Source organism: Thermosyntropha sp. (genome assembly GCF_017656155.1).
Classification (GTDB): Bacteria; Bacillota; Syntrophomonadia; order Syntrophomonadales; family Syntrophomonadaceae; genus Thermosyntropha.
Genome location: NZ_JACDOH010000001.1, coordinates 193,004 through 219,323 on the forward strand (window position 1 = coordinate 193,004; position 26,320 = coordinate 219,323).

Genomic DNA, 26,320 nt, shown 5'->3' on the forward strand with positions numbered 1-26,320 from the left:
ATGGGGAAAGTAACAATATATACAGATGGAGCATGCTCAGGCAACCCCGGTCCGGGCGGATGGGGTGCTGTTTTGCTTTGTGGAGAACACAGAAAGGAAATAAGCGGAGCCGACAAAGAAACTACCAATCAGCGTATGGAGTTGACGGCGGTGATTGAAGCATTAAAAGCCCTTAAAGTCGAAGGTTGGGATGTTACAGTATACACCGACAGTGCATATATAGTTAACGCTTTTAAAGATAACTGGATAGGAAAATGGCAGAAGAACGGATGGAAAAACAGCAAAAAAGAGCCGGTTGCCAATCAGGATTTATGGCAGGAGCTTATCCGTTTGATGCAGATTAACAATGTGAAAATAGAAAAAGTTAAAGGACATGCAGGGGATGAGCTGAATGAATATTGTGACAAGCTGGCCCGGGATGCTATTCTTAAAATAAAGCAGTAAATACGACAGGGCGGTGAAGGGGATGTTTCAAAATTTTTATGACCGTTATTCTACTTTTTTAGTAAAAAGGCAGCTTACTACCTGTGGAGAAAACTTAAGGGCCCGCAATGCCGGGGAAATATTTAAAGGCAAAGGTGCAGAAATTCATGTAGGCAATAATGTTATGCTGGAGCGTAAAGTTAGATTGTCTTTAGGTGATAATGCCCGCATATATATTGGAGATAATACTTATTTAGGCGATTTTAGCAATGTTCTGGCGGTAAAGGAAATAAGTATAGGCAGCAATTGTGCTATAAGCTGGCATGTGCTCTTTATGGATACCTCTTCCCATCCGTTGGGATTTAGAGGAGAAGTTCCCAGGACAAAGATAGCTCCTATAAGGATAGAAGATCATGTATGGATAGGGTGCCGGGCGGTAATTTTAAAAGGGGTTACAGTTGGAGAAGGGGCGATAATAGCCAATAATGCGGTAGTTACCAAAGATGTTCCTCCCCGCACTATGGTAGCAGGCAATCCGGCCCGGGTAATAAAAGAGGATGTTATTTGGGAATGAGCAAAGTAAAGGTTATTTATGAAGAGGGAAAGATAAAGATAGCCCATGTGGCTGATGATGCCAATCTGCAGGATCTTCTCGACGCCTGGCAGCCGCTGTGTGACGATGAGGAGGTAGCTAAAATTTATGCCGAACAGAATAATATTTGCAAAGGATGTAAAATAAATTGCTGTAATACTGCTTATGTCATTCCCGATATTATATCTTTCAAAAAAATAAAGGCTTACCTTGGCATAAGCTATGAAGAATTTGTTCATAAATATTTTCAGAGAGAAAAAAGAGAATTGGGGATTTTAAGATTAAAGCCTGACCCCTGTATTTTTCTTAAAGAAAATATCTGCACTATTTATCCCTTAAGAACCCTCTTGTGCCGTTTTTATCTGTGCAGTGAAATCGAAGGAAAAACCGAAGAGCTTATATACAAAATCACCTGGACTGGAATAGCAGCTACACAGGTTTTTGCCCAGAAAAATAATTTGCTGGTTGGTGTTAAAGATGGAGGATTAAGCAGTTTTGACCTGCTTTTTAAAAAAAATATTGCTGAGTATTGTCTGGCCCCTAATGTCGAGTTGTTCCTTCAGGCTAGTGAATACAGGGATGTACCGCTTAGGAAATTTTGGTTTTAATTTGGTAATTAATTATATTGGTATTTGCTTTGATATAGGATGAGGTAAAAATATTTGCCTGGACACTAATTAATATCAGATTTAAATTTCAAGTGGGATCTAAGAAAGCCCCCAATTTAGAATAATGATGCTGCCGACCGGGATATTATACATATCTTGGTCGGCAGTTTTGTATCAAGTAAAGAACGGAAAAAGGTGATTTTGTTTCTTTTCCTGTTGCTTGAATTAGATAAGGATTATAAACGAAGTTTTTCTTTAGATTCTCCGGAAGGAATCGGATTGTGTCCGGCGTCCAGGATTTGTCTTATATGTAAATATTGAAGATATTTTTTTAATTCAATTATTGAATCATCATCCAGATCTTTTAAGAGATTTTTTACTTTTTTGTAATTGGGATCTTCTTCTTTTATAGTATTTTGTAAAAATTCAATCACCTCTTCCGGGTTTTCTATTTGATTTATGGCGGCGGTTACCTTATTGGATATGGGATGAGGAAAGTCTGATAAACCTACTAAATAATCTACTGTTACCTCATAAAAAGTAGCCAGCTTTATTACCATATCGAGACTTGGAGAGGAATTTCCCCGTTCTAGATTAGTTATTGTGCTTGGCCTACAGCCTATTTGCTCAGCAACATATTTCTGGCTATATTCATGGACATTCCGCAAATTGCGCAGTCTTTTGGCAAAAATTTTTTGGTTAACCATAAAATCCCCCTTGTCAAAATTTTGTCTATGTTTTAAACTAAAATGTGATAAAACAGAAAATAATTTTAGATAAAAACTAAGGCTTTAGTACTTGTTTTATTCTCAAATAATTGGCATATTGAAGAAGCTCGTTTAGAGATTCTTCCGAAAGCTGGGTCGTAATTTGATGTAGATTTTTTTCGGCTTCGGTTATCGCTTCAGGCTGGTTTATTTTGGGATTATTGCTTCGGCCAGTCAAATAGTCGAGAGAAACTTCAAAATAGTCGGCTAAGGAGAGTAAAACTTTAAGACTTGGGCTTCTGGCTCCGTTTTCATAAAAAGTTATAATGCTTGGTGTTACATCGAGCATTTGAGCTAGGTTTTCACGAGTCAAATCATTTTCCTTGCGCAGTTGTCTAAGGCGTTCTCCTAGCACTGTAGACAAAATAAAGTCCTCCTTTCTGATTGTAAAAAGCTTATTTTAAGTTACTTATAGAAACTAAATTAAACCAAAAAGATACCGAAAGTTACTATAAGCAAATAGGCTGATTTTATACTAACTCTTATTAGATTTTATGGCATTTTGGGTGGCAATGAATATATTTTGACAAATTTTTGTATAGATATTGATCAGTAAATCAGCAGAAAGTGATGCTGGCTATTTTGTTGTCGGAAAAATTATTAATATTTATTTTTGTCTGCATATGCAGTCAAGATCAAGCAGATTTATAGAGCATTATTGTCAGATGATGTTGCTCTTTTTTTATTGATTAATTTTAGTTTTATCCGTTCTGAAAATAAGGTTATATAATTATGAGTTATTAAAGAATTCTGATCGGGAGCGTGAAATAAGTAAAAATTTATGGAGGAGAAATTTGCACGACAAATATTGGAAGAGATGCCATTTGCCTACTCCTGCCACCGAATAATATTGAATAAAAAAGGCGAACCTGAAGATTATATATTTTTTGATGTAAATCACGCTTTTGAAGAAATGACAGGGTTGAAAAAAGAAGCTATTCTGGGAAAGAAGATAACGGAAGTAATTCCGGGCATGGAAGATGATAATTGGGACTGGATAAAGTTCTATGCTAAAGTGGCTCTTATAGGAGAAAAACAGGAGTTTATCTGGCATGTTGAACCTCTTAAACACTGGTATAAAATAACTGCCTTTGCCCTGGAAAAAGACTATTTAATAACTATTTTTCAGGAAATAACTTCAGAAATGGAACAGATAAAAATATTTGAGTCCCAAAAAAGAGAGGTGCAGGATTTAAAAACAGAATTTGAAGCTGTATTTGACAGCAGTCAGGATGCTATTTTCATGCTCGGGTTGGAAGAAGGAGAGTTACGTTATCTGCGTACCAATAAAGTTCATCAGGAGATGACAGGTTTTAGTCTGGCGGATATAAAAGGAAAAACCCCTGCTGAATTGTTTGGAAAAGAAATAGGGAAAAAGATTGTCGACAGCTATAATAAGGTTGATGGTATGGGTTCCGGCATGATCTATGAAGAGACCATTGATCTTCCTGGAGGGAAAAGGATCTGGAGGACAAGGCTTACAACAGTAGGGGAAGGAGGAACCCCCAAATACCTGATAGGATCTAGCCGGGATATAACCGAGCAGAGACAGGCAGAGCGAGAAAGAGAGGAACTTTCCAAACTGTTACAGGCCATGTTTGATGAACATACTGCAGTAATGTTGTTTATTGAACCTTACAATGGCAAAATAACAGCTGCCAATCCTGCAGCCTGCAATTTTTACGGTTATACTCGGGAAGAACTTTTAGACATGTATATTTACGAAATCAACATGTTGCCATCTGAAGAAGTAAAAAAACAGTATTTTATGGCATTACAGGGAAAAAGAAGATATTTTATGGCTCCTCATCGTCTAAAAAACGGAGAAACCAGGTTGGTAGATGTTTATTCCTGTCCGGTAAGTTATGGAGGGGAAAATTTGCTTTTTTCTGTTGTCTTTGATGTTACTGAGCGGGAAAAATACAGAGAAGAATTATACCGGGAAAAAGAACTTTTAAGGATTACCCTTCTTTCTATTGGTGACGGGGTAGTGACTACTGATCGGACAGGCAGGATAAAGACTATGAACAAGGTGGCAGAAGAAGTAGTTGGCTGGAGTGAAGAAGAGGCCCAAGGGAAGCCTTTTGCCGAGGTTTTTCGGATGATAAGAGAAACTACTGGAGAGGAAGTTGAGGATCTGGTAGCAAAAGTACTGCGGACAGAAAAGGCTGTAAGCTTAGCTGACTATACAGCCCTGATAAATAAGGAAGGGCAAAGGATTTCCATTGCTGCTAGTGCTGCCCCCATCAAAGACGAAAAAGGGAATGTTTACGGAGCAGTGGTGGTTTTTCGCGATATAAGAAAGGAAAAGGCAAATCAGGAAAAAATTATTTATCTTAACTATCATGATGTCGTTACCGGGCTTTACAATCGCCGCTTCATGGAAGAAAGAATTAGTCAGATGAATGTGTCTGAAGAATTGCCTTTGGCATTAATTATGGCTGATGTTAACGGGCTTAAACTGGTGAATGATGTTTTTGGCCATGAGAAAGGAGACGAATTATTACAAAAAACAGCGGGAGTAATAAAGATGATCTGTGGGGAAAGTGCGGTTGTAGCCCGCTGGGGCGGGGATGAATTTCTTATCCTGCTGCCTCGCACTTCGGCTGAAGAGGCCAGGAAAGTTATGGGAAAAATAAGAAAGAGATGTCTGCGAGCCAAAACAGACCAGGTTCCTCTGAGCATAGCTATGGGATGTGCAGTAAAATATGAACCTTCAGGAAGTATGAGACAGTTAATAAAGGAAGCGGAAGAAGGGATGTATCGTCAAAAACTGTTGGAAGACAAGAGTTACCGTAATAAAATTATGAATACTATGCTGACTACTTTGGCAGCTAAAAGTACAGAGACAGAGGAACATGCCGAACGGCTCAAAACATACTGTTTGCTTATTGGACAAAAGATGGGTTTAGAGGACAAGGATTTGGATGAACTTGCCCTTCTGGCTATGCTGCATGATATTGGGAAAATAGGCGTAAAAGAAAGTATCTTGAATAAGCCGGGGCCTTTGGACGACAAAGAATGGGAGGAAATGAAAAAACATACTGAAATAGGCTATAGGATTGCGAGAAATATTCCGGAATTAGCTTCTATTTCTGATTATATTCTGAGTCATCATGAACGCTGGGATGGAAAAGGATATCCGCAAGGTTTAAAAGGGGAGGAAATACCTTTGGTTTGTCGCATTTTAGCTGTAGTTGATGCTTATGACGCTATGACCAGCGACCGGTCGTATCGCAAAGCTTTAAGTGTGGAAACAGCTCTTGCGGAAATAAAAAGAAATGCAGGGATTCAGTTTGATCCGGAAGTAGTGGAGATATTCATTGAATTAATAAGAAGCCAAGCTTTGCGGCAGACGAAGATTTAAAAGCTGATTAGTCTTAAAACATGATTTATATTATTCATATATATATTCATATTTGCAAGCAATGAGATGTAGTTTACGCAAAAAAATGTCTGAATATTGGCAACAATCTTGATATTTTTACATAATATAATAATTTACCCAGAAAGAGGGGTGAAACTTTTCTAAAGGTTATAGATTGTTTTACAAAGTACCTTTCTATATTTTTTTATAGGAGGTGAGAGATAGTTTAGCTTTGATATGGTGATGGAATATTTTGGGGGTTAAATTGGGTGAATGTAAAAGAAGCTCGAGATATTGAGAGGTGCGAGGAAGTGGAAAATAAGGCTAAAGGAAATGGGTTACAATTAAAGCTGACTTTATATTTTACGGGTATTTTGATTTTTTTATTTGCAGTTAATAATTTTCTGCTAAATTTTATTCTGCACAGGGGATCATTAACAGTAAATTTTATGATAATGATTTCTTTATTAGTTGTATTTTTGGGGGCTGTTTTATGTTTACTGGTTATTAAATTTTCTGTTGTTAACCCAGTAAGCATGCTTGAAAGATGGGCCGAAAACATTTCCAACGGCAATTTTCAGGTGGAAATTGCGGAGGATTTTGAAAGTAGGCAGGATGAAATCGGAGCTATGGCAGCAGTATTATCCAATATGAAAACGACTTTGAGAGAATTGATTATTAAGGTAGAGAAGAAAGCGGAAGAGCTAGGTGCAAGCGCGGATACCCTTGCCGCTACCTCAGAAGAAGTTTCGGCATCTTCTCAGGAACTGGCTAATACTATTCAGCAGGTGGCCCAAGGTTCGGAAGGACAGGCTCGGGACTTGATTGATATAGGAGATGCCTTAACCAAGGTTACCAGCAGCGTTGAATTTATGTATGAAAAGTTAAAGGATGTATCTGATGAAACAAAGGAAACAGCCAGAAGGGCTGAAATAGGCAAGAAAGAAATGGACAAGCTGGAATCATCTATCAATAACATAAGAGAAGCCTTTGAAATAGTAGTACAGAAGGTAGTCAATCTTACCGAATCTGTAAATGAAATAAAAGGTGTGACTGAGCTTATTTCCGGTATATCGGAACAGACTAACCTTCTGGCACTTAATGCAGCTATTGAGGCAGCCAGAGCGGGGGAATATGGTAGAGGATTTGCAGTAGTAGCCGAAGAAGTGCGGAAATTAGCAGAAGAATCAAAGCAATCTGCTTCAAAGATAAGTAATCTCATAATGTCAACCGTTAAAGATACGGAAGAAGTTATAAACACTTCAAACAATGTAAAGGATCAGGTAAATGCGCAGGTAGAGACATTGAAGGTTACTATTCAGTCTTTTGATGATATATTAGAAACAGTGGAAAAAATTGCACCTTATATGGAAGAAACTTATAAGGCTTTAGAAGGGATTGTAACTACTAAAGATATGGTTATAGGAAAGGTTCAGAGCGCAAGCGCAGTAGCTGAGGAAAATTCAGCAGCCGCCGAAGAAGTTGCGGCAGCTTCAGAAGAGCTAACGGCTTCGTCAGAAGAGGTTGCAGCTACTGCCCAGACTTTAAATGGAATTGCTGAAGAATTGAATGAAACAGTAAAGCTTTTTACGGTATAAATAGTAAATATCAGATGATAATCGGGGACAAGCTTTGAAGGTTTGTCTCTTTTTTTTATTTTAAAATATATAATGCAGGATTTTTATAAAAAATGTAGAATAATAAAATGTTATGCTTTTATATGGGAGGGATGCAGAAGGGATAGAAGGCATTGCCATTAAATGATTTAATATATTTGAGGAGGGACGCGTTTTGTATAAACTTAGAAATAAAGGCATAGCCTTAATTTTAATGGTTGTTTTTCTTTTTGTAGCCGCTGGTTGCGGAAAAGGCGGACAAATGTCTCGGAATGGAGAAGAAGATGTAATAAAGCTGGGTTTTTTGGGAGCTAAAACAGGTTCGGTTGCCAATTATGGAATACCCGCGGAAAAAGGGATGAAGCTGGCTATTGAAGAGCTTAATGCTAAGGGCGGAATTCTAGGGAAAAAGGTTGAAGGTATTTATGAAGATAATAAAGGTGACAGTGCTGAGATTGCTTCTATTGCTACCAAGTATATAACCAGGGATAAGGTTGTAGCTATGGTAGGTGATCCCTGCACTGGATTAACCAAGGTAGCAGCCGATATTGCCCAGAAAAATGGAGTAGTTCTCTTTTCGCCGGGAGCTACCGGTCCGGGAGTAGTTGAAATCGGCGACTATGTCTTTCGAAATACCCTTTTAGATGTTTTTGCGGTTCCGGCAGTAGTTGACTGGATGATGAACGAAAAAGGATGGAAAAACTTTGCTGTTATAACTTCGCTTAATAACGGTTACAGCACGGCTTTGACTCCGGTGTTTAAAGATGCCATAAATAAAAAAGGCGGAAAGATTGTGCTGGAAGACAGCATAAATGATGGAGAAACTGATTTTACCGCTCAGGTTACCAAACTAAAAAAATCCGGAGCTGATGTTCTTGTATTTACCGGGTACTATACGGAAGCAGCTCTTATAATGAACGAAGTTAAGAAGCAGAATTTTGACATCTGTTTGGTTGGCGGAGATGGGCTTTACGGGCAGGATTTGGCTAAATTGGGCAAAGATGCAGTTGAGGAAAAAGTTATATTTTATTGTGGTTTTTCAAGCGATCAGCCTAGCCCGGAAACCGAGGCTTTTCTTAAAAAATACCGGGAAAAATATAAGGAAGAGCCGGATATGTTCTCTGCCCAGTATTATGATGCAGTTATGATACTGGCTAAAGCTATGGAAGATGCAAAGAGCACTGATCCTAAGGTATTTAAAAATGAACTGGCCAAGCTTAAAGATTATCCGGGAGTTTCCGGAAGAACTACTTTCCTTCCTAGCCGTGAACCGGTGAAGAGTCCGGTTTGCCTGATTACTATAAAAGATGGAAAATTTAAACTTTTAGATAAGATTGAAGTTAATGTTTAATAAGGGTTAATATATATAAGTGTCCTGTCCTTAAAGGACAGGGCACGATTGGTTAATAACGAATAAATGCTTTAATTTTTGAGCAGTTATTCGTTATTAACTAACAGTTTGTGGCAAGGAGGAACCAGATGTTTTGGGAACAGCTTATCAATGGGCTTACTTTGGGCAGTACTTACGCTTTGATTGCCCTGGGTTATACGATGGTTTACGGAATTATTCAGCTGATTAACTTTGCCCACGGAGAAATTTATATGTTTGGGGCTTTTGCCGGGTTGTTCCTGGTTACTGTACTTGGAGTGAATATATTTGTAGCCCTTATTGGGGCTATGATTTTTTGTATGCTTTTAGGAATCCTGGTGGAAATAATAGCTTATCGTCCTTTACGCGGCAAGTCTTCGCGCCTCTCTGGTCTTATAAGTGCTATAGGGGTTTCTATTTTCTTATCGACACTTATGGTGCTTTTAAGGGGACCTAACACCACGCGCTATCCTGAAGTGTTAAATATTCATTCTTACACTATAGGTTCAGTAGAGATTTCTTCCCTGCAGATAGTGATTCTTCTGGTTGCTTTTGTGCTTATGGCCGGCCTTCAGTTTATGGTGCAGAAAACACGTTTGGGCAAAGCGATGCGGGCATGTTCACAGGATCTGGATGCGGCCTGTCTTATGGGGATAAATGTAAACCGCATTATTTCATTTACCTTTGCTGTAGGTTCAGCCTTAGCAGCTGCCGGAGGCGTTATGGTTGGGATATACTACAATGCAGTATGGCCGTATATGGGAATGATGGCAGGGCTCAAGGCTTTTTCGGCTGCTGTATTGGGAGGAATAGGCTCAATTCCCGGTGCCATGCTGGGAGGTATTATTTTAGGGGTTTTGGAGATTTTTGGAGTAGCTTATCTTTCTTCTTCATATAAAGATGCTATAGCTTTTGCTATATTAATACTGGTTTTACTCATTCGCCCGCAAGGGATAATGGGACAGAAGAAAATAAAAAAAGTGTAGGTGGATTAGATAATGGATGCCTGGTTTATGCAGCATATTGATGCTTATTACCTGCGAATAATGGTGCTTATAGGCATTAATATAATTTTAGCTTTAGGACTTAATCTGGTAACTGGTGTTACCGGACAGCTTTCTATGGGACATGCCGGATTTATGAGCATAGGGGCTTATACTGCAGCTATTTTAACTTTGCATTATGGGGTGAGTTTCATTGGGGCATTAATAGCAGGAGCCCTTATGGCTGCTTTTTTTGGGTTTTTAATTGGGATCCCTACTTTACGTTTAGAAGGCGATTACTTAGCTATAGTTACTATCGGCTTTGCTGAAATAATACGGGTATTTTTTCTTAATTTTGAACCGGGCGGAAAAGCGGTAGGATTATACGGAATGCAGCAGTTCACTACTTTTTCCCTGGTAATGGTTATTGTGATCGTAGTTACCCTGCTTAATGTTAAGCTGCTTAATTCCCGATATGGTCGGGCACTTTATGCAATAAGGGAAAATGAAATAGCTGCTGAAGCATGTGGGATTAATACTACGAGAATGAAAGTTGCGGCTTTTACTGTTGGAGCTTTTTTGGCAGGTCTTTCGGGCGGCCTTTATTCACATTATATGGGGTATATTGCTCCTCAGGATTTTGGCTTTATGCGTTCTATCGAAATACTTAACATGGTTGTTTTAGGAGGGATGGGAAGTATTCCCGGCACGATAATAGGAGCAGCTATTTTAACCGTGCTTCCGGAAATGCTGCGGATAGTAGCAGACTATCGCCTATTATTCTACGGCGCTCTTTTAGTTATCTTGATGATTTTTAGACCTAATGGAATTATGGGTGATATAAGGGTATATGACCTTAGGAAGCGCTGGCAGACAAAAGAGGTGGAAACATGCAGCAAATCATGAAGTTGGAAGGTATAACCCAGGAATTTGGAGGCTTAAGGGCTTTAGATGGAGTTGACCTGGAGATAACTAGAGGTGAAATATTTGGGGTTATAGGGCCTAATGGGGCTGGAAAAACTACCCTTTTCAATATAATAACCGGTATATATGTTCCTACCGCGGGGAATCTGATTTTCAATGGACAAAAGATCAATGGTTTTCCTCCCTATAAAATTGCCTCTTTAGGTATTGCGCGCACTTTTCAGAATATAAGGCTTTTTAACCGTTTATCGGTAGAGGATAATGTCAAAATCGGAACCTTTGGCCTTGAAAAAATCAGTTTTTGGGGAAGTTTGCTGGGGCTGCCGGTAGAAAAAAAGGCAGAAAGAGAAGCCAAAGAAAAAAGCGACAGGTTTTTACAGATGCTCGGTTTATATGAAAAAAGGCATGAATATGCAGCTTCTCTTTCTTACGGCGAGCAGAGAAGGCTTGAGATAGCCAGGGCTTTAGCCTTAGATCCTGTTTTGCTTTTATTGGATGAACCGGCGGCGGGAATGAATCCGGCTGAAAAAGAAGAGCTTATGGATTTAATCCGAAAAATAAGAGATGAGCTTAAAATAACTGTGCTTCTGGTAGAACATGACATGAACCTGGTTATGAATATTTGCGAACGTATTGCGGTTTTGGACTACGGGAGAAAGATTGCGGAAGGAATGCCGGAAGAGATTAAAAATGATGAAAGGGTAATTATGTCTTATCTGGGGGATTTGGGAGAATAAAGATGAGAATGGCAAGGGTATATTTAACTGTTTTTTTAGGAGTTTTATGCATGTCGACTGCCTCTATCATGATAAGGCTGTGCGCTGCAGATGCCCTGGTTATTGCTTTTTACCGGGTTTTATTTACCTCTCTTCTTGCTTTTGTTTTAAGTTTTCGCAACAGTTTACCATCTGATGTCCAAGTTATTAAAAAAAGTTTTGCTTATATTATAGGGGCAGGATTTTTCCTGGCCTTTCATTTCGCATTTTGGATAACTTCGCTTGATTATACCAGTGTATCGAGTTCAGTTTTATTTACCAATTTGCAGGTGATATTTGTACTTGTTTTTTCTTTTTTATTTTTGAAAGAAAGGCTCAGTTTTAAGGCTTTGACCGGCATAATTATAGCCCTTACAGGTTCGGTTTTCATTGCCGGCGGAGATTTAAAAAATGGCAGGTTTTTGGGGGATATGCTTTCGCTTTTGAGCGGATTTTTTATTGCTCTTTACTTTTTAATAAGCCGCAGAATACGAAATAATGTTGAAACCTTTTTTTATATGGGGCTAGTGTCTCTGACTGCTGCGTTACCCCTTCTGTTTTTAAATCTGGGTTTTGATAATAAACTTACAGGCTATTCGTCGCTCGATTGGTTGTGGTTTATTCTTTTAGCTTTAGTTCCCGGGATAGGCGGACATGCTTCTCTTACCTGGGCTTTAAAATATGTAAAGGCTCCCATAGTAGCTGTATCGGTTTTGGGAGAATCGGTGGGAGCCAGTGTTCTTGCTTATATATTTTTTGGGGAAAACCCCCTCTGGTATCAGTGGGTGGGAGGAATTCTTATAATTATCGGCATATATACTGCCGTTTTAAATGAATACAAAAGAGGTCAAAGTCCCGTTTAATTATAAAGTTTCATCAACCTGGCTTTGGGAAAGTAATGGGATATAATTTGAGAAGAATTTTTACCTTCCTTGGCCATAGTATATGCGCCCCATTGCTCCATACCGGCTCCATGTCCCCAGCCGCTTCCTTTGAAAACGATGTAATTGCCTTTGGCATATACTTTGCTCAGCTGGGTGGAAAAAAGTCGGTCAAAGCCTACTTTTTCTCTTAAATCAGATGCATGTATGGATGCTTTGCCTGCCGATATTGTAAGTGCCCGTCCTGAGGGACCTTTTTTACTTATTCGTATATCATCGAGCGATCCGGCTTTGTTTCCCATAATGGCTCTTATTTCACTGCGCGGTATTTGGACAGTCCAATTTTTATATTTTTCGGGGGCATTTTTCAGCCCGTTAGTTGAAACAGGAACCAAATATGGCGCTTTATTTTTTAGTTTAGGAAAGCTTTCGGTTATATCCGCGGTTTTATCTTTAGAAGCAGAATGGAAAAGGGCATATACATATTTGCCTTTATCAGATATAAGGAACTGACCGCGGGTTGAGTCTACCGCCCGGGAGATTTTATCGGTTATTTTGGACGGATCATATGCCTGGAATTCAGTATGGTTGTCGCTGGCGTCAGTATTGTGAAGCTTTCTGGTTCCATTTTCATATTCAATTAGAGCCATAGTCATGGTTCGTGCTACAATAGCCTGTGCTTTTAGTGCTTCCATCGGAAATTTATCTCCAATTTCGGCAGCTACTACCCCTTTGATGTATTGTTCAAGGGGTAGGCTTTCTTTAGCTCCAGTTGCACTGCGGTAAAGGGTTATAGTTGGTTCATTGTTTTTTATCTTGGCGACCTCTGGAGCCAACTTGGGAGGGGGCAGAGATTTTTTAGCTTCTTTTTTGCAACATCCGCTAAAACTTAAACCTATACTTAATAATAAGGTGATGAGTAGAAAAGCTGGAAAGCTTTTTGGGCATTTTTTACAGGACATTTTTATACCTCTCTTTAACAGAAATTTTTTATATTTTGCCCGTATAAAGCTTTATTATAACTGGCAAAGTTATGTATAATTTTATTTGCAAACGATAAGTTGGAGGAATGTTATGCATATTGTCCTGGTTAATCCTGAAATACCTCAAAATACAGGAAATATTGCCCGCACCTGTGCGCTTACCGAAACTGTTTTACACCTGGTTAAACCTTTAGGTTTTTCTTTAGAAGACCGTTACCTTAAGAGAGCAGGACTCGATTACTGGGATAAGGTGAAAGTAAATATATGGGAAAGCTTTGACGAAGTAGAGAAATGTCTTAAAGGCCACAACATATATTTAGCAACTACGAAAGCTTCAAAGGCTTATCATCAGGTAAGGTACCGAAAAGATGATGTTCTGGTTTTTGGCTGTGAGACTAAAGGCTTACCGGATGAAATATTGGGCAGATACCCGGAAAATAAAATCCGTATTCCCATGAAAAACATTGGGCGTTCGCTTAATTTATCCAATTCAGCGGCGATTATTTTGTACGAAGCTTTAAGACAACTTGATTTTGAGGGATTATGTTGATGAAGAAGGGTGTGGGTAATTGTGGATCGGCCTCAGGTAGAGCTTTTAGACATATTGCTGGGTTTTTCTGAAGCCTTAGATTTGGTAGATCATGCCGTAGCTAACCATCATATGCAGGTAGCTTATATTGCTTACAGTATTGCAGATAAGCTTGGCTATTCTCACGAAGACAAAAGGCAGATTGTAATGGCCGGGGCACTCCATGATATTGGAGCTATATCGATTCAGGAGAGGCTGTTGGCCTTAAAGTTCGAAGATTATTTGACTCATAAGCATGCAGAAGTAGGGTATCTTTTTTTGCGCCAGTTTGCCCCTTTGCAGTTTGCGGCAGAGATAATACGTTATCATCATGTCCCCTGGATGGGCGGAAAAGGGAGAAAGGTTTTCAACTTTGAAGTGCCGGAAGAAAGCCATATCATCCATTTAGCCGATCGGATTGCAGTTTTAATAAAAAACCCCGCCTGCATTCTGGAGGAAAAAGAAAACATATGCAGTAAAATAAAGCATTACCGGGGGATTGCCTTTGTTCCTGAGCATGTAGATGCCTTTTTGGAGCTGGCAGAGTGTGAATACTTTTGGCTTGATGTTGTTTCTAACCAAATTCCTTTAATTTTAAAGCGGTATTTGAGCCCGGCGGTCATAGATCTTTCCCTTAACCAGCTGCAGGATTTTGCCCGCCTTTTTTCGAGAATTGTTGATTTCAGGAGTCCTTTAAATGCAAGCCACTCCAGCGGAGTAGCTTTAATAGCGGAGAGACTGGCGGAAAAAGCAGGTTTTTCCGATACGGAATGTAAATTAATGCGAGTAGCCGGTTATTTGCATGATTTAGGCAAAATTGCAGTTCCGGTAGAGATTTTGGAAAAACCGGGAAAATTAAGCCCGCAGGAATTTTTGGTTATAAAACGCCACCCTTATTATACATACAGCATTTTGAGCAAGATTGAATCGTTAACTATTATAAATAAATGGGCTTCTTTTCATCATGAAAGATTGGACGGAAGAGGTTATCCTTTCCACCTTAAAGAAAAGGACTTGCCGATAGGATCTCAGATAATGGCAGTAGCTGATGTTTTTACCGCTGTGTGTGAAGACAGGCCTTACCGTCAGGGTATGAATAAAAAAGAGGTTTTGGGAATATTAGAGAAAATGGCTTTGGACAAAGCGATAAATGGGGATATTGTAAACTTTATAAAAGATGATTTTGATATGCTTAATGATGAGAGAAAAAGTATGCAAAAAGAATCGCTTCGGGATTATGAACATATTGTACATCCTTTAAAAGGGTTAAAATTATAATCTGTTAAAATTAAAATATTTTAATGTTTAATTTAAAGGATTTTTTTGATTTAGATATAATAGTTTAGTTATGTTAATAAATATTTTTGGAGGTAAAAAGTGCCGAAAGTTCTTATCGCTGATGACGACGGCTTATCACGCCGATTGCTGGAAGGGACTTTAAAGGCGTGGGGATATGAAGTAGTGGTAGCAAATGATGGAAAAGAAGCTTTAGAAATACTGCTGCGGGAAGATAGGCCAAACCTTGCTATTTTAGACTGGATTATGCCGGGAGCGGATGGCATAGATATTTGCAGGTATATACGCGAGCAGAAAATGAGCAGCTATGTTTATATAATACTTTTGACTTCTAAGTCCGGCAGGGAAGATATAGTAAAAGGATTGGAATCGGGTGCCGATGACTATATGATCAAACCTTTTTATCCGGAAGAACTGAAATACCGCCTGAAAATAGGGGAACGCATCATAAAGCTGGAACAGGATATCTTAAAAATGGCAAGGACCGATTATCTTACCGGTCTTTTAAATCGCCGTGCCTTTATGGAAAGGCTCGAGGGAGAGATAAAACGAGCGGAGCGTAAGGGGGACAGCCTGGGTATCATAATAGCTGATATAGACCATTTTAAGAAAGTTAATGATGAATACGGACATCAGATTGGAGATACGGTGCTTAAGAATTTTGCTTCGGTTTTGATTAGGTCTTGCCGGGAATATGATTTTGCAGGTCGTTATGGGGGAGAAGAATTTATAATTTGTCTGCCTGAAACTAAACTGGAACAGGCTTTTAAAATAGCTGAACGCATGCGCAAGGCTACTGAATTAACCCCCGCATTTATACCTGAAATAAACAGGGATATAAAAATCACTGCGAGTTTTGGGGTTGCCGGCATGAAGCCTGAAGATGGCAAAACGATAGATGATCTGATAAGAGAGGCAGATGCTGCCCTTTATGAAGCTAAAAAGAGTGGACGCAACATGGTTGTTAAATCGGATATTAAGGCATAAAAAAAGTGAAAAACCCGGTTATCCGGGTTTTTGTATATTTTTGTATTTTATTCTCCAGGTTGAGGTGCGTCTACCGGACATACATCAGCACATGCGCCGCAATCTGTGCACAGTTCGGGGTCGATTACATATTTATCTTCGCCCTCCGATATAGCTTCTACCGGACATTCTTCGGCACAAACCCCGCAGGCGATGCATTCGTCTGTTATAATGTAGCTCACTGTTTTCCCCCCTTTTTGCCATCTTCGATAATTGAATTATAAATAAGCCTTAAACCCTTGTCAATTTAAAAAACAGTGGTGTTTAGATATCAATAAATTACCCGCTGGGGTAATTGATACCTGGTAGGACATAATATAAAATTGTTATTATGGGTTATATATGATAAATAAAAGCGGGAGAAGAGATGGATGAAGTGTGTAATTATGGCTAATGGAGAATATGGAGAAGTTAAAGATTATTTAGAAGCTGTAAAGGAAGCAGATTTTATATTTTGTGCGGATGGTGGAGCCAATTATGCTTATAAAGCGGGTATAATACCTGATGCGGTCATAGGTGATATGGATTCGATAAATTCTGAAGTTAAGCAGTCTTTTATGGAAAAAGGGGTGCTTTTTCGTAAATATCCGCGGCGTAAGGATTTTACTGATACTCAGTTGACTTTAGCTTTAGCTGAAGAAAAAGGTGCAAGTGAAGTAGTTTTTTTGGGAACTTTGGGTGGAAGGCTTGATCATGCCTTATCCAATATTTATCTGGGGATAGAATATGTTAGGAAAGGTATGAAAATAAAACACTGCACTTCCGATTATGTTTTGTATTTAACGGCTGATGAACTGGAGATAAGCGGAAAACAAGGGGATATTATTTCTATTCTGGTTTTGACTGACACAGCCAGGGAGGTATGTACTGAAGGACTGGAATATCCTCTTAATAATGCGGATTTGGAAAAAGGGAACCCTTATGCTGTATCTAATATTTTATCTGCTTCTAAGGCATTGATAAAGGTCGGGGAAGGAGTTCTGGCAGTTTTACATTATACAGGCCAGGTGGGTTAAGACACCTGAAATGGAGGCGTAAAGGTTGGACTTGAGTTTTTTGTCAGGGGTATTTGCCAGCCCTTTTAATATAATAAAAAGCCTGCTGGATATAACAATTGTTGCCTATATTTTTTACCAGATATTAAAACTTATAATGGGAACCCGGGCTGAGCAGCTCTTAAAAGGTTTAGTTCTGCTTTTGATTTTCTCAGCTTTAGCCGGTTTTTTGCGCCTGGATATGGTAAACTGGCTTCTCTCTAAATTATGGCTGGTATTTGCGGTTACTTTGCCGGTAGTTTTTCAGCCCGAGTTAAGAAGGCTTTTAGAACAAATAGGAAGAGGCAGTTTTTTTGCTTCCAGTCGGTTTATGATGGATGAAGATGAATATGCAAAAATAATAAGTGAAATAAATGATGCAGTTTCGGTTCTGTCGCGCAATAAAACAGGAGCTCTAATCGTACTTACCCGGGAGACTGGGATTGGTGAATACATAGAGAGCGGGACTACCCTGGATGCTGTAGTGTCTTCAAGCCTTCTTGTAAACATATTTTTTCCCAATTCACCTCTGCATGACGGAGCAGCAGTTATATCCGATGGAAGGCTCTATAAAGCAGGCTGTTTTTTGCCTTTAAGCGACAACCCTTTTGTGGATAAGGAACTTGGAACGCGTCATCGCGCTGCTCTGGGGATAAGTGAAGTTTCAGATGTTATTGCTATTGCGGTTTCAGAGGAGACCGGGTCGGTATCAGTTGCTATGGAAGGTAAGCTTTATCGTTTCCTTGACAGAGAAAGTTTAAGGGAACTTCTGGAAAGAGAACTCTTGCGCAAGGACAGCTTTAGGAGCAGTCTTATAAAGAGGTGGGTGGGAGAATATGAAAAAGGCAAAAAGGAGTAAGCAGACGTGGCTCAAGATTTTATCGGTAGTTTTGGCAATTCTTTTATGGATCTATGTGGTTAATGAAGGACAAAATCCTACCAGGCATAATGTGAAGGAGGTAAATTTGAGATACTACAATTTAGGGGAAGGATTGACAGCCGAAGGCCCCGACACGGTTAAAGTCAAAATATGGGGAAGTACGGAAGAACAGGAAGAAGTTGAGGCTTATGTGGATTTAAATGGTTTAGGTGAAGGACTTCATGAAGTTCCGGTAAAGGTGCAGACTTTAAAAGGGGCACTTTTAACTGCTGTTGAGCCAAAAGAAGTAAGGGTCAGAATAAGAAAAATAAATGAACATGTCTTTAAAATAAAGCTGCAGACTACTGGAGCTTTACCGTCGGGATATGAACTTTTTGGTTTGGAAATTTCACCGAAAACCTGTCTCATAAAAGGAGATGAAAGTTTATTAAGACGGGTAGCTTCTGTATTATGTGAAGTTAACCTGAATGAGATAAACGGGACAAAAGTATTTGAAGTTCCTCTAATGGCAATAGACAGTAACGGCAGAAAAGTGCGGGAAGAGTTAACCTTGCTTCCACAAAAGGCGACGGTTTATGCAGCGGTTGGAAACAAAGTTGCCAGCAGGGAAGTGTCTGTAAATCCAATATTAGAAGGAAATCCGGAAGCAGGATATGAAATAAAATCTGTTGCGGTCATTCCGGATAAGATTACCTTGATAGGTGATCCTTATTTTTTAGAGAACTTACAAAAAGTTAATACCCTACCGGTAAGAGTGGAAGGACAAAGTGTTTCAGGCAGCTATAAGGCTAAGCTTGTTTTGCCGGATGCGGTAAAGGGTTATCCGGATGAGGTTTTGGTAAATATAGAAATAAAGAAAAAAGAGAATGAGTGATGCAGATGAGAATAAGAGTACGGGATTTAAGGCTTGATTTGGATCATAAAGATAATGAAATAAAAAAGGCGGCTGCTGAAAAATCAGGGATATTAATGGAAAATATAAGGGGAATCACTCTGATAAAAAAAGCAGTAGATGCCCGCAGGCGCAAGGTTTATTTTACCTATACCGTAGATGTGGAGGTAGAGGATGATATAGATATTCCGGCCCTTGTTTCATTATCTCCGGATGTTTCTATTATTAAAGAGGAAAAAAAGGAAGAAATAAAGCCGGGTAATATTTCTCTTCCTTTATCACCGGTAATTGTCGGTTCCGGTCCGGCCGGATTATTTTGTGCTTTGTTTTTGGCTGAACATGGATATAAACCGGTGGTTATTGAACGGGGACAGGATATGGAGCGCAGGATTAAATCGGTGGAAGATTTTTGGCGGAAAGGGAAACTGGAACCGGAATCAAATACCCAGTTTGGTGAAGGCGGAGCCGGAACTTTTTCTGATGGGAAACTTACTACCCGCATAGGGGATGTGCGGGTAAATTATGTTTTGGAGACTTTTGTCCGCTTTGGGGCTGATCCTGAGATAAGGTATCTTAAAAAGCCACATGTGGGAACTGATGTGATAAGGGAAATAGTTAAGAAAATGCGCAATGAGATTATCCGCCTGGGCGGTGAATTTTATTTTGACGCCAGGCTTACAGACATAAATATTAACCAAAAGTGTCTAAAAAGCATAGTAATAAATTATAAATACGAGGTTCCCTGTTCCCTTTTAGTTCTGGCGATAGGCAACAGCGCCCGTGATATATACCGCCTGCTTATGAAAAAAGGTATAGAGATAACCCCCAAACCGTTTGCGGTAGGGGTAAGGGTAGAACATCCGCAGGAATTGATTGATAAAATCCAGTATGGTGATTTTGCAGGACATCCCCGGTTAGGTGCAGCTGATTATCATCTTACTTATCGGGATAAAGAAACCGGACGTTCTTTATATACCTTTTGCATGTGTCCGGGAGGATATGTAATCGGAGCAGCTTCTGGTGAAGGGCAGGTAGTTACCAATGGTATGAGCTATTTTGCCCGGGATACCGGGATAGCCAACAGCGCTCTGGTAATTACGGTATATCCCGAAGATTGGAATAATGAGCCTTTAGGGGGGATGAAACTGCAGGAAGAATTGGAACGAAAAGCGTTTAAGCTGGGGGGAGGCAATTATAAAGCTCCAGCTCAGAAAATGACTGATTTTTTGGCTAAAAAGCCTACTTATTCGCTTAAAAACAGCCTGGCAACTTTTAAACCTGGAGTTACTCCTGCTAACCTATGGGATTTATTTCCTGTTGAGTTTTGCGAGGTTTTAAGGAGAGGACTTCATTACTGGGATAAAAAAATGCCCGGTTTTATAGATGAAAGAGCTGTTTTAACCGCTGTGGAGACGCGCACTTCTGCTCCGGTAAGGATTATGCGGGATGAAAATATGACTTCGGTAAGTATATCTGACATATATCCGTGTGGGGAAGGGGCAGGTTATGCCGGAGGAATAGTAAGCGCGGCGGTAGACGGATTAAAAGTGGCGGAAACGATTGTTAAAAAATATGCTCCTCCTCAGAAAAGAATCGAGATAGAAGGAGAGGAATTAGTAAGAGGAAGTCTTCTTTAAAACTCTTAATTATTTTTATGGAGGGAAAGCGCGTGGGGATATTATTCGGTACAGATGGGGTAAGAGGAATTGCTAATAATGAACTTACTCCGGAAATGGCTTTTGATTTAGGAAGGGCAGGAAGCTATATTTTGGCTAAACAAAATGATGGAGAAAAACCTCGTATTTTAGTAGGTAGAGATACCCGTATATCCGGAGATATGCTGGAAGCAGCTCTTATTGCCGGTATATGTTCTACGGGAGCCGATGCGCTTGTTGCGGGGGTTATTCCCACCCCGGCGGTTGCTTATCTTACCAGGATTTATCAGGCCTCCTGTGGAATTGTAATTTCTGCTTCCCACAACCCGGTAGAAGATAATGGGATTAAATTTTTCGGTCCTAATGGATATAAGCTGCCGGATGAAGTGGAAGAAAAAATTGAAAAGCTGGTTTTGGAAGGTACCTATGATCTGCCGCGACCTACCGGAGAAGAAGTCGGACGGGTCTATGAGATAAATGAAGCAGTAGATAAGTATGTAGAATATATTAAGGGTATTTACAGTTTAGATGAAAAACTTACCGGTCTTACGATAGTGGTTGACTGCGCCAATGGAGCCGCATATAAAGCAGCCCCGCTTTTGTGGGAAAGCCTGGGAGCAAAAGTTATATCTATAAACCACCAGCCCAACGGGGTAAATATAAATTACAAATGCGGATCTACCCACTTGGAAAGCCTTAAGAGAGCAGTACGCCGGTATAAGGCTGATTTAGGGATAGCTTATGACGGCGATGCTGACCGCTGCTTGGCTGTTGATGAGCGGGGAGTTGAACTTGACGGTGATCAGATAATGCTCATATGTGCTTTAGATATGAAAAGAAGAGGAATTTTAACCCCTTCCCGGGTGGTAGCCACGGTTATGAGCAATATTGGATTAGAAATTGCGCTTAAACGTGAGAATATAGAAATTGACAGCTGCAAAGTCGGAGACCGCTATGTTTTAGAAAAGATGCAGGAGACCGGTGCGGTAATAGGTGGAGAACAGTCGGGACATATAATCTTTTTAGAACATGCAACTACTGGAGATGGTCTTTTAACTTCCGTAAAATTGGCAGAGGTAGTAAAGAGAACCGGAATGCCGCTTTCCAGGCTGGCAGAAGAAATGGAAAAATATCCGCAGATTCTGGTTAATGTGAGATTGGAGAATAAAGAAAAGGTTTTGAATAAACCTGAAGTAGCTGAAGTATTAAAGCAGGCTGAGCAAAAACTGGGAGAATGGGGCAAACTTGTAGTAAGGCCTTCGGGAACTGAGCCTTTAGTAAGAATTATGGCTCAGGGACATGATGAAGATCTCTTAAAGGAGGTGATTGAAGAGATAAAACAGGTTATAGAAAGAGAATCTTAAAAAAGCCCTTTTAAAGGGCAAAAAGCGCCTGCCCCGGCCAATCCGGGTGACGAGGAGGAGGTTTATCGAAATGTCGGCGGGTGCCTCCCGGTGTGCTGCCACCGTAAGTCTGGCTACAAAACTGGTTAGCAATAATCAGGACAAAAAGCCAGCCAGCAGTTTTTTAAATTGGGGACGGTTCCCAATTTAAAAACTATTTCGAACCGAAATACCTTTTAACTTGGGGACGGTTCTCGAGTTAAAAACTATTTCATATTCGAAATAATTTTAGACTTGAGGAGTTAGATATAAAAAAATGTAAAAGAGTTTATCTGGAGGTTTTTTTATGTGTGGAATTATGGGATATATAGGCAAAAATCAGGGTTTGCCGGTAATAATAGATGGATTAAGCAAACTGGAATACCGCGGCTATGATTCAGCCGGGGTTGCTTTTTACAAAGATGGCCATATAGAGATTGTAAAGAAAAAAGGAAGGCTTGCTGATTTAAAAAGTGCTTTAAGGGAAATGCCGGTAAGCCGTATCGGAATAGGCCATACCCGCTGGGCTACCCATGGGGTGCCGAGCGATACTAACGCTCATCCGCATACTGACTGCAGCGGTAGGATTGCCGTAGTGCACAACGGCATAATTGAAAACTACGCTGTGCTGCGCAAGGATTTGATATTGGAAGGGCATGATTTTGTTTCTGAAACTGACACTGAAGTTATTGCTCATCTTATTGAAAAATACTATGATAATTCCCTGGAAGAAGCGGTGAGAAAGGCCCTTAAGCATATGAAAGGTTCTTTTGCCATTGGGGTTATATCAAAGGATGAGCCGGATAAGATTATTGCAGCCAAAAAAGATAGTCCCCTTATCGTAGGAATAGGAGAAGGGGAAAATTACATCGCTTCAGACATACCTGCCATATTAAGCAGGACTAATAAAGTTTATATTATGGAAGACAATCAATTTGCCGTAGTTACGCCGGAAAAGATAGAGTTTACCGACTTTAGCGGAAATTCTATTAATAAAGAGATATATCAAGTTCCTTGGGATCCGGTGGCAGCAGAAAAAGGCGGCTATGAGCATTTTATGCTTAAAGAAATTCACGAGCAGCCGGAGGCTCTGCGCCAGACTTTAAGAGGAAAAATAAAAGCCGGTAGGGTAGAATTAGATAATCTGGCGATTGATGCGGAAAAAATAAATAAAATTTATATTGTAGCCTGCGGCACCGCTTATCACGCCGGACTGGTGGGGAAAAAGGCCATAGAAAAGCTGGCTAAGATCCCGGTTGAAACAGATATTGCCTCTGAATTCAGGTACCGGGAAATATTATGGCAGCCGAATGACCTTATGGTAGTTATAAGCCAGTCAGGAGAAACCGCTGATACTTTGGCTGCTTTAAGAGAAGCTAAAAGAAACAGCATAAAGGTTTTAGCGGTAACTAATGTGGTGGGAAGCTCGGTTGCCCGGGAGGCAGATGAAGTTATTTACACCCATGCCGGACCGGAAATAGCTGTGGCTTCTACCAAGGCTTATTCCACCCAGCTTTTAATCATGTATCTTTTAGCACTTTACCTGGCTCAGGCGAGAAAAACCTGTGCTGAGGAAGAGATAAGGAAGATTACCGAAGAAATAATAAATATAGATGAGAAGGTGGAAGAGGTATTAAAACAGGAAGAAAAACTTAAGGAGCTCGCTTACAAATACCGTGATGTGCAGAGCACCTTTTTCCTGGGGCGCAGCCTTGATTATGCGGTTGCCATGGAAGGAGCCCTTAAACTTAAAGAAATTTCTTATATCCACGCTGAGGCTTATGCGGCCGGGGAGTTAAAACACGGTCCTTTGGCACTTATAAGCGAAGGAGTTCCGGTTTTATCACTTATTACCCAGGATGAACTGGTTGAAAAAACTATGTCCAATATCAAAGAAGTAAAAGCCAGAGGGGCAGTGGTGATTGCTATCTGCAAACACAACCTGCAGGAAGAATGTCAGGAATGTGAGGAGCAGATACTTTTGCCGGATATGAATCCTTTCTTAACCCCGATAGTTTCCGTAGTGCCTCTGCAGATGTTTGCCTATTACATGGCGGTGTTCAGAGGAGCCGATGTGGATAAACCGAGAAACCTGGCCAAGTCGGTGACGGTAGAATAATTTATTACTCCCGACCATGCGAAAAAATGTATTTCTCATTTATACCTTTCCCTCATGCGAAAAAAGTGGTTCCGTTTGAGGAGAAAAAAGGAAAAAGGATTAAGGAACAGGTTCATACAGAACTAAGAAAGGGATAAGTGGTAAGCCTTGAAAAATCAAGGTTTACGCACTTATTCCTTTTTCCTTTTATCCTTGACCCTGCCCCTTTTGGAACAACTTTTTCACACAAACTTGAGGTGTATTTGGTGAATTATAGGAAATCTAATACTGCCTTACGGAAAAACTTTATTACCTCTCGGAAAATGACATGTAGATTTTATGTGGGTTTGCGGAAGCAAAAATGGAAAGGGTTTTTAAAAATCAATATATGTTTTTGGAAAATATCAGAAGATATTTTGAAAAAATTTTTTTAAAATGTGTTTAATATTTAGTGCTGTTTAAGAGAGGTTTTTATGTTTAAATTTAAGTAGAGTGCTCTAATGAAAAATTTATTATGTTGAATATTTATATGGAAATAGGGGTGAGACAGTGTCTGGTCGTGCGTTAAGATTAGAACTAAGTTTGTATCCGAGTGATTTAAAAAGGAATTACTTGATTTTATTGAAAAAAATAATATAGACTGCTGTTTGCTTTATGCCTTATATAGCAACATGGTGATTAGAATATTGGAAGTAAAGAGAGATAATATAAACATAGAATATAATTTGTCTGAATACATAAATTTAGAGATTAACAAAAAATGTCAATTTGCTGATGTTTTAAATTTAAGAAAATCAATTGAAAAACATAAAGATGATGACAAAAATATGCTTTTAAAAAATGTTGTGCATGAAATTTATATCCCGGTTGAACAAAATGGCAGGGTTTTGGGGTATGTTTATCTGGGTAATTTTGCGGAAGAAATAAATGATTTTGATATAAAAAGACTAAATCAAATAATAGAAAACAATATATATGAAATATTAAGACTGGAACAAATGAAAATATCTTATAAGATTACTATTGAGAATACAATATTTTTTCATGAAGTATTTAAAAATAGATCTTCTTTTATGGTAAACCATATATATAATGTTGCTTCTTGGGCGGTACAGATAGCTAAGAGACTAAATTATTCTGATGAAGATTTGACTAGAATTTATTTGGCTGCTCTTTTACATGATATAGGTAAAATCTTTATTGACGAGGATATTTTGAATAAGCCGGGAAAATTAACAGAACAAGAATATGAGGAAATAAAAAAGCATGTTAGAATTGGTCAATATTTAGCTAGGTATATGTTTTTATTTGATAGAGACAGCCATATTGATGAATGGATATTACAGCATCATGAAAAATGGGACGGCACAGGATATCCCAGGCAATTAAAAGGTGAGCTGATCTTAAAGGAGCCAGAATTTTGAAAATGGCAGATGCCATGGATGCGATGCTTTCTGAAAGGAGTTATAAAAAACAAATGGATATTAAGGAAACGATATTAGAAATCAAAAGATGCAGGGGAAAGGATTTTGACCCCGAGATAGCAGATATAGCTATAGAAATATTAAATGCGAGACTAACCGCAACTGAGCAGGTTTTTGATGATATAGTGATGCCTGCCAATTTGTTGTTTAGGGCAAATAAGAGAATTTATACTTTAAGTGGTTTCGTCCTAAAGCAAGCTGAACAAGTTTTGTTTTTGGCAGTAAATTTTATTGATGATTTAGATGATCTTTATGTAGAAAATTTGATTTTAGCCTTTGAGAGGCAAAATATACTTTACAAATTTAAAGTTAAAAAATATGAAAAAATTGAGGATAATAGACTTCTGTTGAAGGAACTGTCGCCTTTAGAAGCTAATTCAGCATTTAAGCTTTTGTGGATGTTAAGTGGAGATTTGGTTAATTTAAAGAATAAACAGGTGAAAAGAATAATAATTACGGCTATATCGGGAGAAAGTTTGGATTTTAGTTTTGAAGAAGAAAATGTTCAAATTGATGAAAATGATATTTATGCTGTTATAATTAGGTTTGAAGACGGAACAAATGTGCCGGTTTCGGGGAGAATAACCGAAAGGATTAAGATAAATAGAAGAACTCACTATACTTTTGAGTTTGTTGACCTGCAGGAAAAATATCGGGATGAAATATTTAGGCAGATTTTCCGCAAGCAGATAAGTATAAAGAAGATGTTTAATTAGTTTTTTATTTGAGATTAGGAA

The 26,320-nt window shown here is 39.2% G+C and carries 25 protein-coding genes; 21 read left to right on the forward strand and 4 right to left on the reverse strand.

Translation table 11 applies throughout. The features are described 5' to 3' along the window. From rnhA to H0Z36_RS01015, 3 genes are read left to right on the forward strand one after another with little or no spacing between them, the layout of a single operon-like run. Complete coding sequence (rnhA, locus tag H0Z36_RS01005) at positions 1-444, forward strand: ribonuclease HI (RefSeq protein WP_296863032.1); 444 nt, start codon at positions 1-3, stop codon at positions 442-444. Positions 445-466: 22 nt separating this feature from the next. After that, a complete protein-coding gene (locus tag H0Z36_RS01010) occupies positions 467-997 on the forward strand; it encodes an acyltransferase (RefSeq protein ID WP_296863034.1) in 531 nt (176 codons plus the stop codon). After that, complete coding sequence (locus H0Z36_RS01015; protein ID WP_296863037.1) at positions 994-1,623, forward strand: YkgJ family cysteine cluster protein; 630 nt, start codon at positions 994-996, stop codon at positions 1,621-1,623. Before H0Z36_RS01010 ends, H0Z36_RS01015 begins: the two co-directional genes overlap by 4 nt. A 236-nt stretch (positions 1,624-1,859) precedes the next feature. Here the strand turns inward: H0Z36_RS01015 and H0Z36_RS01020 are convergent, their stop codons facing one another. Together H0Z36_RS01020 and H0Z36_RS01025 are read right to left on the reverse strand one after the other, a co-directional pair. Continuing rightward, complete coding sequence (locus H0Z36_RS01020) at positions 1,860-2,330, reverse strand: helix-turn-helix transcriptional regulator (RefSeq protein ID WP_296863038.1); 471 nt, start codon at positions 2,328-2,330, stop codon at positions 1,860-1,862. Positions 2,331-2,406: 76 nt separating this feature from the next. Further along, positions 2,407-2,745 (reverse strand): helix-turn-helix transcriptional regulator, encoded by a 339-nt coding sequence (locus H0Z36_RS01025; protein WP_296863356.1) that lies wholly within the window; start codon positions 2,743-2,745, stop codon positions 2,407-2,409. A 426-nt stretch (positions 2,746-3,171) separates the two neighbouring features. On the opposite strand from H0Z36_RS01025, the gene H0Z36_RS01030 reads away from it, so the two are divergent. The 7 genes from H0Z36_RS01030 (at position 3,172) to H0Z36_RS01060 (ending at position 12,267) form a co-directional block, all read left to right on the forward strand. Next, on the forward strand, positions 3,172-5,757 hold the full coding sequence (locus H0Z36_RS01030) for a PAS domain S-box protein (protein WP_296863040.1): 2,586 nt from the start codon (positions 3,172-3,174) through the stop codon (positions 5,755-5,757). 269 nt (positions 5,758-6,026) lie between these two features. Next, positions 6,027-7,355: a methyl-accepting chemotaxis protein gene (locus H0Z36_RS01035; protein WP_296863042.1), complete on the forward strand. Its 1,329-nt coding sequence runs from the start codon at positions 6,027-6,029 to the stop codon at positions 7,353-7,355. 193 nt (positions 7,356-7,548) lie between these two features. Continuing rightward, positions 7,549-8,724: an ABC transporter substrate-binding protein gene (locus H0Z36_RS01040; RefSeq protein WP_296863044.1), complete on the forward strand. Its 1,176-nt coding sequence runs from the start codon at positions 7,549-7,551 to the stop codon at positions 8,722-8,724. A gap of 128 nt (positions 8,725-8,852) precedes the next feature. Beyond that, the gene (locus H0Z36_RS01045) at positions 8,853-9,728 is read left to right on the forward strand and encodes a branched-chain amino acid ABC transporter permease (RefSeq protein WP_296863045.1); all 876 of its coding nucleotides are present in this window, start codon (positions 8,853-8,855) and stop codon (positions 9,726-9,728) included. Between the two features lie 12 nt (positions 9,729-9,740). Further along, positions 9,741-10,631 (forward strand): branched-chain amino acid ABC transporter permease, encoded by an 891-nt coding sequence (locus H0Z36_RS01050; RefSeq protein WP_296863047.1) that lies wholly within the window; start codon positions 9,741-9,743, stop codon positions 10,629-10,631. Then, positions 10,628-11,386: an ABC transporter ATP-binding protein gene (locus H0Z36_RS01055; RefSeq protein ID WP_296863049.1), complete on the forward strand. Its 759-nt coding sequence runs from the start codon at positions 10,628-10,630 to the stop codon at positions 11,384-11,386. Before H0Z36_RS01050 ends, H0Z36_RS01055 begins: the two co-directional genes overlap by 4 nt. 2 nt (positions 11,387-11,388) lie before the next feature. Next, positions 11,389-12,267: a DMT family transporter gene (locus tag H0Z36_RS01060; RefSeq protein ID WP_296863051.1), complete on the forward strand. Its 879-nt coding sequence runs from the start codon at positions 11,389-11,391 to the stop codon at positions 12,265-12,267. On the opposite strand, the gene H0Z36_RS01065 is transcribed toward H0Z36_RS01060, so the two are convergent. After that, positions 12,264-13,121, reverse strand: coding sequence for a SpoIID/LytB domain-containing protein (locus H0Z36_RS01065; protein WP_296863052.1), 858 nt, complete (start codon positions 13,119-13,121; stop codon positions 12,264-12,266). The genes H0Z36_RS01060 and H0Z36_RS01065 overlap by 4 nt on opposite strands. 238 nt (positions 13,122-13,359) lie before the next feature. Here H0Z36_RS01065 and H0Z36_RS01070 point away from each other — a divergent pair, with 238 nt between their 5' ends. The 3 genes from H0Z36_RS01070 (at position 13,360) to H0Z36_RS01080 (ending at position 16,119) form a co-directional block, all read left to right on the forward strand. Further along, the gene (locus H0Z36_RS01070) at positions 13,360-13,818 is read left to right on the forward strand and encodes a tRNA (cytidine(34)-2'-O)-methyltransferase (RefSeq protein ID WP_296863055.1); all 459 of its coding nucleotides are present in this window, start codon (positions 13,360-13,362) and stop codon (positions 13,816-13,818) included. Between the two features lie 21 nt (positions 13,819-13,839). Further along, positions 13,840-15,114, forward strand: coding sequence for an HD domain-containing phosphohydrolase (locus H0Z36_RS01075; RefSeq protein ID WP_296863057.1), 1,275 nt, complete (start codon positions 13,840-13,842; stop codon positions 15,112-15,114). Positions 15,115-15,213: 99 nt separating this feature from the next. After that, positions 15,214-16,119: a diguanylate cyclase gene (locus H0Z36_RS01080; RefSeq protein ID WP_296863059.1), complete on the forward strand. Its 906-nt coding sequence runs from the start codon at positions 15,214-15,216 to the stop codon at positions 16,117-16,119. A 47-nt stretch (positions 16,120-16,166) separates the two neighbouring features. On the opposite strand, the gene H0Z36_RS01085 is transcribed toward H0Z36_RS01080, so the two are convergent. Then, positions 16,167-16,340 carry a 4Fe-4S binding protein gene (locus tag H0Z36_RS01085; RefSeq protein WP_296863061.1) on the reverse strand — a complete coding sequence of 58 codons (174 nt, stop codon included), beginning with the start codon at positions 16,338-16,340 and terminating at the stop codon, positions 16,167-16,169. Between the two features lie 189 nt (positions 16,341-16,529). Between H0Z36_RS01085 and H0Z36_RS01090 the strand changes: the two genes are divergently transcribed. The 8 genes from H0Z36_RS01090 to H0Z36_RS01125 all read left to right on the forward strand — a co-directional run bounded on the left by H0Z36_RS01090 (position 16,530) and on the right by H0Z36_RS01125 (position 26,299). Beyond that, positions 16,530-17,174, forward strand: a complete 645-nt coding sequence (locus H0Z36_RS01090; protein WP_296863063.1) for a thiamine diphosphokinase — start codon at positions 16,530-16,532, stop codon at positions 17,172-17,174. A 25-nt stretch (positions 17,175-17,199) separates the two neighbouring features. Then, positions 17,200-18,051 carry a diadenylate cyclase CdaA gene (gene cdaA, locus H0Z36_RS01095; protein WP_296863065.1) on the forward strand — a complete coding sequence of 284 codons (852 nt, stop codon included), beginning with the start codon at positions 17,200-17,202 and terminating at the stop codon, positions 18,049-18,051. Continuing rightward, positions 18,029-18,946, forward strand: a complete 918-nt coding sequence (locus H0Z36_RS01100) for a CdaR family protein (RefSeq protein WP_296863067.1) — start codon at positions 18,029-18,031, stop codon at positions 18,944-18,946. Before cdaA ends, H0Z36_RS01100 begins: the two co-directional genes overlap by 23 nt. Positions 18,947-18,951: 5 nt before the next feature. Beyond that, positions 18,952-20,601 carry an FAD-dependent protein gene (locus H0Z36_RS01105; RefSeq protein ID WP_296863069.1) on the forward strand — a complete coding sequence of 550 codons (1,650 nt, stop codon included), beginning with the start codon at positions 18,952-18,954 and terminating at the stop codon, positions 20,599-20,601. A 32-nt stretch (positions 20,602-20,633) separates the two neighbouring features. After that, positions 20,634-21,983: a phosphoglucosamine mutase gene (glmM, locus tag H0Z36_RS01110; RefSeq protein WP_296863071.1), complete on the forward strand. Its 1,350-nt coding sequence runs from the start codon at positions 20,634-20,636 to the stop codon at positions 21,981-21,983. Between the two features lie 325 nt (positions 21,984-22,308). Then, the gene (gene glmS, locus H0Z36_RS01115; RefSeq protein ID WP_296863073.1) at positions 22,309-24,120 is read left to right on the forward strand and encodes a glutamine--fructose-6-phosphate transaminase (isomerizing); all 1,812 of its coding nucleotides are present in this window, start codon (positions 22,309-22,311) and stop codon (positions 24,118-24,120) included. A 665-nt stretch (positions 24,121-24,785) separates the two neighbouring features. Continuing rightward, positions 24,786-25,523 (forward strand): HD domain-containing phosphohydrolase, encoded by a 738-nt coding sequence (locus tag H0Z36_RS01120; protein ID WP_296863075.1) that lies wholly within the window; start codon positions 24,786-24,788, stop codon positions 25,521-25,523. After that, a complete protein-coding gene (locus tag H0Z36_RS01125; RefSeq protein ID WP_296863077.1) occupies positions 25,520-26,299 on the forward strand; it encodes a hypothetical protein in 780 nt (259 codons plus the stop codon). The genes H0Z36_RS01120 and H0Z36_RS01125 overlap by 4 nt, the downstream gene beginning before the upstream one ends. Positions 26,300-26,320 lie beyond the last annotated feature (21 nt).